This is a genomic window from Paenibacillus caseinilyticus (assembly GCF_027533645.1).
In the GTDB taxonomy this organism is placed as follows: Bacteria; Bacillota; Bacilli; order Paenibacillales; family NBRC-103111; genus Paenibacillus_G; species Paenibacillus_G caseinilyticus.
This window is the reverse complement of the sequence record NZ_JAQAGY010000002.1, coordinates 405,894-418,750: the sequence shown is the minus strand read 5'-3', so window position 1 is coordinate 418,750 and position 12,857 is coordinate 405,894. Positions and strand designations below refer to the sequence as shown.

The 12,857-nt window shown below is 56.6% G+C and carries 13 protein-coding genes and 1 other RNA gene; 1 reads left to right on the top strand and 13 read right to left on the bottom strand.

All coding sequences use genetic code 11. From position 1 onward, the window contains the following. Positions 1–106 precede the first annotated feature (106 nt). The 12 genes from O9H32_RS04580 to O9H32_RS04525 form a co-directional block, all read right to left on the bottom strand. The gene (locus O9H32_RS04580) at positions 107–559 is read right to left on the bottom strand and encodes a PNPOx family protein (RefSeq protein WP_269864685.1); all 453 of its coding nucleotides are present in this window, start codon (positions 557–559) and stop codon (positions 107–109) included. 142 nt (positions 560–701) lie between these two features. Further along, positions 702–974 carry a hypothetical protein gene (locus O9H32_RS04575; protein WP_269864684.1) on the bottom strand — a complete coding sequence of 91 codons (273 nt, stop codon included), beginning with the start codon at positions 972–974 and terminating at the stop codon, positions 702–704. A 6-nt stretch (positions 975–980) separates the two neighbouring features. Further along, complete coding sequence (locus tag O9H32_RS04570) at positions 981–1,445, bottom strand: hypothetical protein (RefSeq protein ID WP_269864683.1); 465 nt, start codon at positions 1,443–1,445, stop codon at positions 981–983. Between the two features lie 41 nt (positions 1,446–1,486). Beyond that, on the bottom strand, positions 1,487–1,762 hold the full coding sequence (locus O9H32_RS04565) for a YlaH-like family protein (protein ID WP_269864682.1): 276 nt from the start codon (positions 1,760–1,762) through the stop codon (positions 1,487–1,489). Between the two features lie 78 nt (positions 1,763–1,840). Then, a complete protein-coding gene (gene typA / locus O9H32_RS04560; protein WP_269864681.1) occupies positions 1,841–3,679 on the bottom strand; it encodes a translational GTPase TypA in 1,839 nt (612 codons plus the stop codon). A gap of 243 nt (positions 3,680–3,922) precedes the next feature. Beyond that, positions 3,923–4,588: a TerC family protein gene (locus O9H32_RS04555; protein ID WP_269864680.1), complete on the bottom strand. Its 666-nt coding sequence runs from the start codon at positions 4,586–4,588 to the stop codon at positions 3,923–3,925. Between the two features lie 30 nt (positions 4,589–4,618). After that, positions 4,619–5,839 (bottom strand): tRNA uracil 4-sulfurtransferase ThiI, encoded by a 1,221-nt coding sequence (gene thiI, locus O9H32_RS04550; protein WP_269864679.1) that lies wholly within the window; start codon positions 5,837–5,839, stop codon positions 4,619–4,621. Beyond that, positions 5,836–7,014 carry a cysteine desulfurase family protein gene (locus O9H32_RS04545; protein ID WP_269864678.1) on the bottom strand — a complete coding sequence of 393 codons (1,179 nt, stop codon included), beginning with the start codon at positions 7,012–7,014 and terminating at the stop codon, positions 5,836–5,838. The genes thiI and O9H32_RS04545 overlap by 4 nt, the downstream gene beginning before the upstream one ends. Positions 7,015–7,158: 144 nt before the next feature. Next, positions 7,159–7,872: a lytic transglycosylase domain-containing protein gene (locus tag O9H32_RS04540; RefSeq protein ID WP_269864677.1), complete on the bottom strand. Its 714-nt coding sequence runs from the start codon at positions 7,870–7,872 to the stop codon at positions 7,159–7,161. A 221-nt stretch (positions 7,873–8,093) separates the two neighbouring features. Further along, positions 8,094–9,059, bottom strand: coding sequence for a hypothetical protein (locus tag O9H32_RS04535; RefSeq protein ID WP_269864676.1), 966 nt, complete (start codon positions 9,057–9,059; stop codon positions 8,094–8,096). 83 nt (positions 9,060–9,142) lie between these two features. Next, on the bottom strand, positions 9,143–9,346 hold the full coding sequence (locus tag O9H32_RS04530; RefSeq protein ID WP_269864675.1) for a DUF1540 domain-containing protein: 204 nt from the start codon (positions 9,344–9,346) through the stop codon (positions 9,143–9,145). 246 nt (positions 9,347–9,592) lie between these two features. Further along, the gene (locus O9H32_RS04525) at positions 9,593–10,093 is read right to left on the bottom strand and encodes a YpuI family protein (protein WP_269864674.1); all 501 of its coding nucleotides are present in this window, start codon (positions 10,091–10,093) and stop codon (positions 9,593–9,595) included. 238 nt (positions 10,094–10,331) lie between these two features. Here O9H32_RS04525 and O9H32_RS04520 point away from each other — a divergent pair, with 238 nt between their 5' ends. After that, positions 10,332–12,263: a S8 family peptidase gene (locus O9H32_RS04520; protein ID WP_269864673.1), complete on the top strand. Its 1,932-nt coding sequence runs from the start codon at positions 10,332–10,334 to the stop codon at positions 12,261–12,263. 157 nt (positions 12,264–12,420) lie between these two features. Here O9H32_RS04520 and rnpB read toward each other — a convergent pair. Beyond that, positions 12,421–12,843, bottom strand: an RNA gene (gene rnpB / locus O9H32_RS04515) — RNase P RNA component class A. Between the last annotated feature and the right edge of the window lie 14 nt (positions 12,844–12,857).

Below are 12,857 nucleotides of genomic sequence, written 5' to 3'. Positions count from 1 at the left end.
GATTGCAGGTAAGTTCGAACAGCATACGCGGGTGCCGGAAAACCGAGCTTGAGCGAACGCAAGCCTTTTGTGGATATTCTAAAAAAGCCTGAGACCATCGTGCTGTCTAGGCTTTTTTCATGGCAAGAAACACCGGCGTGTCCGGCTCTTCAGCCGCGCACTCCATGTATGTTTTCTCATATAGGGGTGGTGCGCATGTGCAGGCACCGTCAAAGAGGGCCTCATGCACCCATGTGATGTCGAGGTCAAAGCAGGCAAGCGGGATCGGTACGCCCAGGGGCGTCTCTGTAACCGTCAGAGCACGTCCGTAAACGGCGTGTGCGGAGCCGGGGCCCTTCCGGGTCACCTCTACAGAGTGATTGCATTCCATGGCGAATGCCGCACAGGCACGCTCTTCCGCGGCGAAGAAGACAGCCGCTTGGTCCATGGCCATAAGCCCGGACAGCGTGTGCGTAGCGGACGAACCGAAACCATGGTCGATCGTACCCCAGAGTGCGAAGAGTTCATCGTGTAGTGGTGCGGAAAGTGGTTCCGAAAGTGCTGTGATCGTTTCGGCCATAGGTTCCCCTCCTACCAAAGGTGATCTCTACATCTGCATTCAGTATAACACAGGATAAAGCAAGCCAGCTACCGGCAGTTGTCACGATCGCTCCCTTCCGATTGTGGATAATCTATTCTATCGGAACACGGCGCGTTATATGTCAATCATTGTACTTCGGATTGGAATTAATATCCGTAAGCAGCCCACCCGCTAATTCCGCGTCAAACCGTTGCAGCCCAGGCTCTCCCTGCGCTATGTAATCAATCCGGTACCTCTCTCTATCCAGCGCATAAGAGAAGCTCTGAAGCCCATGATCCTCCCTCAAAATCACTTCGAAGAAATCCCGGGTCTCCGCAGCCGCATTGTCATCCGGACGGGCGGCGGCCACCAGTGAGATCTGAAGCCAATTAAATAAGGCATCCTGCAGATTCAAGCGCTCTCAATCCTCTCTCAGCATAATGATTCCGCGCCCCTGTTCGGTCCAGAGCCGCATCATCTTCAGCCATTCGTCTCCCGGGTCACCTGCCCGCCCCAGCAGTTCCCGGATCTCGCCGGGGGTCAACAGCCGGTCGAAATAAGCTTCCGCACAATGGGATAGCATCCACCCTTCTTCTTCCGTACCGAAGGAATAGCGCAAGCGGATACTTTCCCCGCCGGACAATTCCAAATCGGCAGCGTCCAGCCCGCAGGCTTCAGCCTCTTCCTCTCCGGGAAGGAGATGGGCCTTGAAGGTCAATGGCAGGCGCGGATGAAGGCTTCGAAGCCGATCCAGGAACGCGCTGCGCCGGTCTTCCGGCTCCAGGCGGATGCGGTCCGCCCCAAGTACAACCGCCTGTTCCCCGGCGTCCAGCGGTACCAGCCAGTAAACAGCCACCCTGCTCTCCCCTTTCCCTTTCGCAGACATGCTGCATACGGCATCCTCGGTATCACACATGCCAACATGACTTATTCCGGCTTGCGCGTGCCTCGTCCTTCCACGAAATAGCGGATGCGGACCATGAACATGAGCAGTACGGCGACGGACATGCTCGCCACGATCGGCAGTCCCGCCAGCTGGAAGTCGAGCAGCACCACCGAGAATACGGCCAGCAGGATATAGACGATAGCCGCTTTCAAGATCGGCAGTCTGCGTGTGCGGAATACGCGGTTATACACAAATGACATCAGCACAAAAATCAAAAACCAGGTCAGCGCAGGATAGGCGCGGAACCATTCGGTCATACCCCATCGTCCCCTCTATCTTCCTCTATGGCAAAGAAAGCTCTGATTGCTCAGAGCTCTCCCGCTTGAATCCTTGTCTTATACGCTAGCTTCCGCGTTCTTACGGTTCTTCTCGGCACGCTCGCGCTCACCTTTGTTCAGGATCTTTTTGCGCAGACGGATCGATTTTGGCGTAATTTCGCAGTACTCGTCATCATTCAGGTATTCAAGGGCACCTTCAAGCGAGTACAGACGCGGTGTTTTCATTTTGACCGTATCTTCCTTCGTTGCCGAACGGACGTTGGTCAGCTGCTTTTCTTTGCAAATGTTGACGATGATGTCGTTGTCGCGGTTGTGCTCGCCGACGATCATGCCCTCATATACTTCAGAACCCGGCTCGAGGAACAAGGTACCGCGATCCTCTACGGACATCATGCCGTAGAACGTCGAAGTCCCGTTCTCGCTGGAGACCAGTACGCCTTCGTGACGGCCGCCGAGGCCGCTGCCTGCATACGGGCCGTACGAATCGAACGCATGGTTCATGATCCCGTAGCCGCGTGTCAATGTCAGGAAGTACGTACGGTAGCCGATCAGGCCCCGCGCCGGAATCAGGAACTCGAGACGAACATTGCCGGAGTTATTGATCATGTTGACCATCTCGGCTTTGCGTGTCCCGAGGCTCTCCATGACCGCGCCCATGCTTTCTTCCGGAACGTCGATGATCAGACGCTCGATCGGTTCCATCTTCGCGCCGTCGATGTTCTTAATGATAACCTCAGGCTTCGATACTTGAAGCTCGAATCCTTCGCGGCGCATGTTCTCGATCAGAATCCCCAGGTGAAGCTCGCCGCGGCCGGAGACGATGAATGCATCCGGGCTGTCGGTCTCTTCCACGCGCAGGGAAACATCGGTCTCGAGTTCTTTGAACAGACGCTCACGCAGCTTGCGGGAAGTTACCCATTTGCCTTCGCGTCCGGCGAACGGGGAGTTGTTCACGAGGAATGTCATCTGGAGCGTAGGCTCGTCGATCTTCAGGACCGGCAGAGCTTCCGGGTTGGCCGGATCAGCCATGGTCTCCCCGATGTTGATGTCCTTGATCCCCGCGATGGCGACAATGTCCCCCGCGCCCGCTTCTTCGATCTCGAGGCGCTTCAGCCCTTGGAAGCCGAAGAGCTTCTCGATGCGGGCCTGCTTGACTTGTCCTTCGCGGTTAATGACCGCAATGGATTGGCCTTGACGGACCTTACCGCGGTTGACACGGCCAATCGCGATACGTCCGAGGTACTCGTTGTAGTCCATCAGCGTCACGAGGAACTGCAGCGGCTCATCCACGCTCTCCGTCGGGGAAGGAATGTGGGAGACGATCGTCTCGTACAGCGCCAGCATGTTCTCGTCTTGCTTCTCGGCATCCATCCCCGATGTTCCCATCAGAGCGGAAGCGTACACTACAGGGAATTCGAGCTGGTTGTCATCCGCTCCGAGCTCGATGAACAGATCGAGCACTTCGTCGATCACTTCCGCCGGACGGGCGTTCGGACGGTCGATCTTGTTCACGACGACGATTGGCGTCAGATGCTGCTCGAGCGCTTTGCGCAGAACGAATTTGGTCTGCGGCATTGTGCCTTCGAACGCGTCGACGACGAGAAGTACGCCGTCAACCATCTTCATGATCCGTTCCACTTCACCGCCGAAGTCGGCGTGTCCCGGTGTATCTACGATATTGATGAGGTAATCTTTGTATTTGATCGCCGTGTTCTTGGCCAGAATCGTGATGCCGCGCTCCCGTTCAAGATCGTTGGAATCCATGGCGCGTTCCTGAACGGCTTCGTGGTCGCGGTACGTACCGGACTGTTGAAGGAGCTTGTCTACAAGCGTCGTTTTCCCGTGGTCAACGTGGGCGATAATGGCGATATTGCGAATCTTGTCTCTTGAATGCATTAGTCACAAAACCCTCTCTTCGATTTTGGGCGGCCCTGTGGGACCAACCCGGGTTATTTCTGCTGAGTTATGAAAATAGCCAATCGACTTTCTTGGTTCTCCACAAAAGAAGCGTCGGACGTAAGCGCCGACGCTACAATTTACTCTTCATTATACGGGAAAAAGGGGAAGAACGCAAGAAAGGTCGAAAATTTTACCTTACATTCATAATCGGTCCTTTTGCTGCTCCGCGTCCCCTCACCCTCAGTTCTCCCGGAGTCTTGAAGGCAGTAACCGCTTGATGAGGCCGCAGAGTATGACGAGCGCAGCCCCCGCGAGCGGAAGAATATGCGTATTAAGGTTGCCGAAGATGCGGTGGTAGACCGCTTCATCGGCCAGCATCATCTCCCCTGCCGTGAAACCGAGAATCGCCGCGCCGAGGTACACCAGCACCGGGAATTTTTTGAGCAGGTTCATCACCAGCGTGCTGCCCCAGATAATGATCGGTACGCTGAGGCCGATACCGAGAATAATGACGGCCTTGTCCCCTTCCGCCTTGGCCGCTATGGCCAGGACATTGTCCAGGCTCATGACGAAATCCGCAACAATGATCGTCCATACGGCCCGTCCCAGTGTAGAAGCCTGCGTCACATTGGAATGGCCTTCTTCATCGGTAAGCAGCTTGATCGCTATCCACAGCAAGAGCAATGCCCCGAGGGTGTGGATGTACGGAACGTCCAGGATGTAGACTGCGGCTATCGTCAGCACGATCCGCAAGGCGATCGCTCCGAACGCCCCCCACCATACGGCCTGGCGCCGCTGTTCCGGCGGCAGGTTTTTGCTTGCCATGGCAATGACTACGGCATTGTCACCGCTCAGCACGACATTGATAAGCATAATTTCCATAAACAATAACAACCAATCCCACATCTCTCTTCGCCCTCCGTAGGTTGTATATATTTAGAATAAGGATGAGTAGCGGTCCCGCTTCTTATCTTCCTCGGTGATCCGGATGGTTTCGGTCTCGCTCACCGCCTTATCGATCTCCTCTTCCAGCCAGTACATATTCCGTTCGATGCTTTGCACGACCTTCAGGTTCGGATTCGTGCTCGGGCTCGGCGGAAGGAAGAGCGTACAGCAGTCTTCATAAGGCAGGATGGAGGTCTCGTATGTGCTAATGCGCTCCGCGACCCGGATGATCTCCCCCTTCTCCATACAGACCAGAGGCCGGATCACCGGCAGATCGACCACGCGGCCGATCGCATTCATGGAAGACAGCGTCTGGCTGGCCACCTGCCCCAGGCTCTCGCCGGTCACAATAGCCCCCGCCCCATGGATCTCCGCCAGTTTCTCGGTAATTCGCATCATCGTCCGCCGCAGAATCGTAATAAGGAGGTTGTCCCGGTAAGCTTCGTGGATCCGCGCCTGGACACTCGTAAACGGCACCATATGCAGCTTCACCGGGCCGGCATAAGCACAGAGCTGCCGGGCCAGGTCCTTCACTTTCTCCTGGGACTTCTCACTGGTGAACGGATAGCTGTGAAAGTGCACCGCTTCGAGCGTCAGCCCTTGCCGCAGAGCGAGAAAACCAGCTACAGGAGAGTCGATTCCCCCTGAGAGCATCAGCATCCCTCTCCCGTTGGAGCCCAGCGGGAACCCTCCCGCTCCGGGATCCGCTATGCAGTAGATCAGTGCTTCCTCTTCCCGCAGTTCGACACGGAGTTCGACATCCGGATGATGCACGTCCACAGTCAGCCCGGGATAAGCCCTCAGGATCGGCCCTCCGACCAGCCGGTTCATCTCCTGGGAGTCATAGGGGAAGCGCTTGTTCACCCGGCGCACATTAACCTTGAAGGTTGCTGGAGGGGTCTCTCCATCTCCATAGGAGGCCATCGCTTTGAGAGAAGCTTCCTGCACCTCTTCCAGACTGAGCCCGCAGGTTAGGACTGGAGAGAAAGAACCGAGCCCGAGCACCTTGCCAAGCCGCGGACGGATGTCTTCGTAAGACGTACCGCCCAGCGTAAGCAGAATCCGCCCGAACTCCCTCCGGTACGTAATCTCCGGCCATGGGGCCAGCACGCGCCGGACCTGCTCGTACACTGTTTTTTCGAACCTGTGCCTGTTTCTCCCCTTAAGCACCAATTCGCCAAGCTTTAGAATCACTTTATGCCACGCGCTCATGATCTCCGTCCCTTCTGCGGCTCCGCTGCCATGCTGCCCAGTTCTTGGACCACCTGGCGGAGCGCCCTGCACACCCGCTCGATGTCCTCCTCCGATTCTCTCAGCGAGAAGCTGAGCCGGACACCGCTGACGGACACAGCATAAGAGGCCCCCATTGCTTCCAGGACACGGCTTGGCCGTTCGGTGCCCGAAGAGCAGGCGGAACGTGCGGACACGCAGACTCCTTGTTGTTCTAAAGCATATACGAGAACTTCCGATTTCATACCGGGATACGAAAAATGCAAGATATGGGGCGCCATCTCTCCGCTGCCGCGCGAGCCGTTGTACCGCAGCGCGGGTGCAGAATCGATGCACTCCAGCAGCTTCAGCCGCAGACGCCTGGTATGGGAGGCGAATTCAGCCTGCCGCTGGACAGCCACGCGGACCGCCTTGGCCATGCCTACCAGTGCGGGAACGTTCTCCGTACCGGGGCGCAATCCCTCTTCCTGTCCTCCGCCGGCCAGCAAGGGCTGGAGCTCCACCCCCTCCCGGCAGTACAGGAAGCCCGCTCCTTTGGGCCCGTGCAGCTTATGGGCCGCGCAGGAGAACAGATCGATGCCGAGCTCCTTCGGATGCAGCGGCAGCCTGCCCAGGGCCTGCACAGCGTCCACGTGGAAGAGGGTACGGGGCCGCTTGCCAAGCAGCTTCCCGATCTCCGCGATCGGCTGGATCCGTCCCATTTCATTGTTCACCGCCATGACGCTGACCAGAATAGTTTCCTCCGTAAGCGCCTCCTCCAGTTCCTCCATCCGCACCGCTCCCGTACCATCCACCCCAAGATAGGTGACGCGGAACCCCTCGCTCTCCAGCAAGCGGAAAGCTTCGTATACGGAGGCATGCTCGATCTTCGTCGTAATGAGATGGTTGCCGCGGCTGCGGTACCTTCGTGCGGCCCCCAGAATCGCCAGGTTATTGCTCTCGGTCCCCCCGGAGGTGAACCGGATCTCTTCGGGCTGTACGCCCACCGCTTCCGCAATGGTCTGCCTGGACCGCTTGACGAGCCCTTCAGCCTCCACGCCGATGCGGTGCAGGGAGGAAGGATTGCCGTAATGCGAACGCATCACTTCGGCCATGGCCCCAATGACTTCCTCATCCATCGGCGTCGTAGCCGCATAATCCATATAAATCAGCTTCATGTGGTACCTCCCTACTTATGTATAACCATGTAAGGCACGAATCATCGCCATCCATGAAAAGAAGACCAAGGAGACTGCCGCCGGTTCGGTTTCCCGGCAGAAGCCAACACTTGGCCCTCATATGAGAGGTGCAATCAGGTGCAATCAGACCTCGAATCCTTCTTTGAACTGAAGCACTTTATTTACATACCCCTGCGTTTCTTTGGGGAACAGATGAATTTTCTCCATCAGCTGCTGGTCGTTCTGAATACCCAGACGCTTCAACCTTGCAGGCCCGCCGTTATACGCAGCCAGCGCCATGCCGGTATTGCCGTCATATTGCTCCAGCAGATTGGCAAGATATTTCGTTCCGCCCTGAATGTTCTGCTCGGGATCGAACGGGTCCCGTACGCCAAGCCCCTGTCCCGTAGCATCCATAAGCTGCATCAGTCCCTTGGCTCCCGCACCCGATTGCGCATTGGGATTAAAAGAAGACTCTGCTTGAATAACGCCTTTAATCAGGCTGGTATCTACACCATACTTGCTTCCAGCTTCCTCTATGAGGGAATCGAACGAAGTCGGCTTGGTTGCTTTCGAAGCGGTCGAGGCTTCCCCGGCTCCGGTTGCAGCATGGGCTGACGCCACGCCTGCCGGGGTTAGAAGAGCCGGCTTGATCGAAGGAGCAGGCTTGTCCGCTGCAGCTCCCGAAGCATTCTCCTGCATAGCCACAAGCTGACTCAACAGTTCAGAGAAGTCTCCATCGTCTCCAGAGGCTGCACCGGTACCGCCGCTAAGGAGGCTCGATTTGGTCAGCATCTGCAGCTGCAGCAGCTCTTTGATCGTCCGGGGGTCCATCGCCGATACGGAATTTATACTCATGGTGTCTTGGATTCCTCCTGTTTTCCGGTTGTCCCTCCTATTGTACACGGTTTTGCCCTGCACAGCCACCCCTAATTCAAGGGGAAGTCGCCTAAAATCAACCAAATCCCCGTTTTTTTGCATCGATTTTCTCCACATGCGGAAAATAACGACAAGAAGCAGGCCTAGGCGGCCTGCTTCTTGTCTCGAGTCAACTGCTGTGATCTGAATGCGCAGTAAGGCTACGCGTATAAGGGCACTAAAATAAAATAGCCGGCTAAAGAAATAAGACCGATTAAAATCGATAAAGCTCCGATCGCTCGCTGCCCGAGCACGAAAGCGAAAAAGCCAAATAGTGCGGCGGAAGATCCCAAGAGTGCCGGAGCCATGAACAAGGAAAGGACGGCCAGGATAATCGCCGTATACCCGATCCATTTCATAGCTGACGTCGCTCCGGCGCTTTCCTGGCCCTCGGCTTTGGAGACGGGCTGACGGATGCTGTGGGTCGTAAGCGGCGGCGCCACCTCTGCCGCATACTCCTCGTGTGCCGCCGGTGCAGCCGGTACAGCCGGATTAGCAGCTGCTGCCCGGTCCGCCCTCGCCTGTGCATCGGACATCGCCTGAAGCGCCGAGAGCTCTCTAATCGTCTCGGTATGATCCTCTTGAGGCGCCGGCGCAAGCTCTGCCGAGTATTCTTCCGAGAATGCAGACGAGCTTATGGCATCAGGCGCTGCATTCGCATCCAGACGGCTCTGCTCATCGGACAGCTCCTGCAGGGCCGAGATTTCGGCCAGGCGGGCCGAATGGTCCACAGATGCGGAAGTAGCCGCCGCCGCATCCGTACTGGCGCTTACCGGCGAAGACTGGGCCGCTTGATTGACGGGTGGAGCGACTTCCGACGAGAACTCTTCGCTGGCTACTGCCTTCGCCGGACTTCCTCCAGCATTCCCGCCATTTGCGGATTGGTTCCTCGCCTGAATATCGGCGAGGGTCTGAAGTGCCGCAATTTCGGCCAGATATCTCCGTGTCCCCGCTGTCATGGAGGAGTTTCCCTGCGTTCCGGAGGAAGCTGCGGTACCGGCGTCCAAGGCGAATTCGGTATCTGCCCCAGGCTCCACTTGGATCTGTTGCAGGGACCCTAAATCCTGGTTCCCGTCAGCGGCATTCGAGCTGCCTGATGGCTGCCGTTCTTTGGACTTCTTCTTCATGCCTGCCCCATCCTTTCATAAAGAGGATAAGAAAAGAAATGATAGCGTGTTGTCCATCCTACTTCGGGCCTGCACTCACCGGACTATTTTTTCGGTTCGAACGTGTGACAGCAGGTGCTCCGCTCGCTGGCGGCCTGGTCTTTGTGATCTTCGAAATCGAGTCCGAACTCCGTATCATACGCCAGATTGGCGTGCTGATCGATTTCGATCATGATGTTGTTCGCGTGGCAGTTGTTCCCATTCGCCCAGAATTGGCAGTTGGACACGCTGCATTTGACATTCGGCATTCGAATCACCCCCGTTGTCAGGTTGCCCGCCCCCCTGAACGGCTATGCGGCAAGGATCACCGAACCGGCCTGTTAGATAGCACCAGCTGCCTTCCTCGAACTCGAAGGATTCCTGCCATAGACGCCAGCTCATTCATTGCCACAGAGCTGCTGTCCCGCTTCAGCGCATCCGCGGCACGTACAAACAAAAAGAGGGATGCTTGGATCGCATCCCTCTTCCGTCTTGCTCCATGATTGATAACTGATTTATACTTTATCGCCTTGCATCCGCTTCTGGGTAATATAATCCGTTTCGTAGTAAGACAGATCGTCGCGGAGCACTTCGAATACTTTGGAAAGCTCGATCGTCAGGTCGCGCACATCACGCACCGGCTTCTTCCGGAAGCGGATCGCGTCCTGGCCGGTATAGGCATAACGGCCATCCTCGGAATAGCATTCATGCTTCGGATAGAAGAAGGAATTGACACAGCTGTGGTATACCTCGTAGAGTACCTTCTCGGCATATTCTACATTAAAATTGGGCCGGCGCAGCGCTACCCCAAGCTTCTCGTAAGCCACATCCGAGAACACGAGCAGATGTCTCGTATCCGCCAGATACCCCTTATAAAACTCTTCCATGGCCTCATCATTATCCGTATTCAACTCTGCAAGCGAATGGCCGTTCAGGAATTCCTCCATCTTGACGATCGCGCCGCTCAGCTGGTTTCTCGTCGTTTCACAAAGGGTTTTTACTTGGAATATTGCCATAGCTTTAAAGACCTCCTCAACATAAAAGCACAACATGGAATGGCAAAACGACTTTCTCTATCCCCATGGTACCACAAAACTCTGCCAAAAGTAATATGAGTTCCGTCACTCTAAACGGTTGATTGACCCGCAGCGCCTCGTCCCCGGTTTGGATAACATTTCACCTGTTGAATTGGAGCCCCCTAGGGAAAATCTAACGGTACACGATATTCGATATTCACCTTAGGGGGAAACGCCCATGTGGAAACATGCAATGACCTTAATGCTTATTATCGCCGGTGTCGCTATTCTCTTCCCGAGAGGGGATGAGAAAGCCAAGATCACTCCGCCGGAAGAAATCACGCCGGCGGCTGAGCTTCAGATGAAGCAGGCTACGCTGAATGGCGATATGGCGCTCACCGACGAGCTGTGCCGCACCCAGTGCAGCATGGAGCTCCGCCGCCTTGCCCAGGGAGCCAAGGCCCGCAGCGGCGGGGACAACCGGACGATGCTCCAAACGCTTCGCAAAGAACATCCGCACATGGAATTGCTCCTGGTCACCCGCAAAGGCGAGGCCATGGACCGGATGGCGGCAGCAGATGGCAGCCTGAAGCCGAGTGTGCGGACCGCAACGGCCCAGCATGTCGCTAAAGCCAAGGCGGCGGTCGACAGCGGCCGGTCGTATCAATCCCCTCCCATACAGGCGGATGGGGGCACTTACCTGGTCGTGGGCGAGCCGGAAGCCGGGGGGCAGGCCGGCGTGATTGGCGTCGTACGCCAACACATTCTTCAGCAGGTCGCCGATCACCAGAAGAAGAACCTGCGGCTCGTCACCTATCCGAGCGAGGGACGCTACAAAGTCGAATCCGTCGATTCTCGCACCCTGCAGGATGTGAAGGTGGATCATCCGGAGGACAACGAGGGAACAAGCCATTATCATGTCAACCAGGTGGTGGTCCGGTTCAAGCAGGAGCCGAGCACGTCGGATCTTACCACAATGAAACAGGAGATCGGCGGAGGCAGCGTGCATAAGCTCGGCTATACCTATGTCTTCGAATCCACGAAGATGGATGCGAAGCAGCTTATGGACTATTTCAAGAAGTGGAATATTGCTTATGCCGAGCCTCACTTCCTCTACTTGACGAACGAGGAGCCTGCATCCCCGGCCGCTGACCCGGCAGCGGTACTGACGCCGAACGATTCACTGTACCGCAGATACCAATACAACCTGCCGGAGATTGCAACGGAAGCCGGCTGGAACGTGTCCAAAGGATCTTCCGAAGTCATCGTAGCTGTAGTCGACACTGGGGTGGACATCGATCACCCTGACCTCAAGGACCAGCTCGTCAGCGGCATCAACATCGTCGATCCGAACAGCAAGCCGTATGACGATGTGGGCCACGGAACCCATGTAGCGGGAGTCATCGGCGCTTTGACCAACAATAACCTGGGCGTTGCCGGCATGAGCTGGTACAACCGCGTCATGCCGGTCAAAGTGCTCGATCAGACCGGTGCAGGCAGCACGTACGCCGTAGCGCAGGGCATCATCTGGGCGACGGACCACGGGGCCAAGGTGATCAACATGAGCCTCGGCAACTATGCCGATGCCGAGTTCCTGCACGATGCCGTGCGCTATGCGTACGACCGCGATGTAGTCCTCGTAGCGGCCAGCGGCAACGACAACACGGAACGTCCCGGTTTTCCGGCCGCCTACCCCGAGGTACTGGGAGTCGCTGCGGTCGACGCCAACAAAGCCAAGGCCACGTTCTCCAACTATGGAGATTACATCGCCGTATCGGCTCCGGGTGTCAGCATTGCCAGTACGTATCCCCAGAACCAATATGCCGCCTTATCGGGTACATCGATGGCCAGCCCGCATGCCGCCGCTCTCGCGGGCCTGATCCGTTCGGTGAACCCGGCTCTGAAAAATACGGAAGTTATGGATATCATGAAGAGCACCAGCGCGGATCTGGGTACAGCCGGTCATGACAAGTATTATGGGCACGGCCTCATCGACGTCGCCGCCGCCCTTCGGGCTGCCGCGGCAGCCGGTGCAGGCACCGCAGGAACAACTCAGCCCGCCAGCCCGCAGAACGGCGGAGAAGCCGCTGCCGATTCCGCCAGTCCGGCTGCCGATGCCGGTATGAGCCAGGAAGAATGGAACGAGTGGATTCGCCAGATGTTTCAATAGACGGCAATAACCTTCGTTCCCTTCATATCCAGGTGAAGCTTTTTATAGGGCTTCCCCTTACTTACCCAAGTCCAGCTGTATGTACAACAAAAACCCGCCTCCTGAGGCGGGTTTTTGCATGTGAATTCCATAGGCATCGTTTGCGTAAAAATGGCTTCAAGAAAGTGTGCCGTAAGCCGGGTTCTGTACTTCCGGTGGTGATAACGGGAGCCACCCTCCCACGATGGAAGCGACAATCATCTATCTAGGCCATACATTGCTGCATGGCTCAAGCGACCAACCCGAACGCGCCTCGGGCTAAGGCTGACCCTCGCGGGACGTGCGTTCCTCTAGGTCTTGCTCCAAATGGGGTTTACCAGGAATCATGTCACCATGACTCCTCGTGGTCTCTTACACCACGGTTCCACCCTTACCTGTGCGAACTGCAGAAGCCTTGCGGCACTGCAGCAGCCATCGGCGGTCCATTTCTGTGGCACTAGCCTTCAGCTCGCGCTGACTGGACGTTATCCAGCATCCTGCCCTATGGAGCCCGGACTTTCCTCTCGCGGCCGAAGCCGCCAGCGATCGTCTGTCAAACTTTCTTGTGCAATTCGA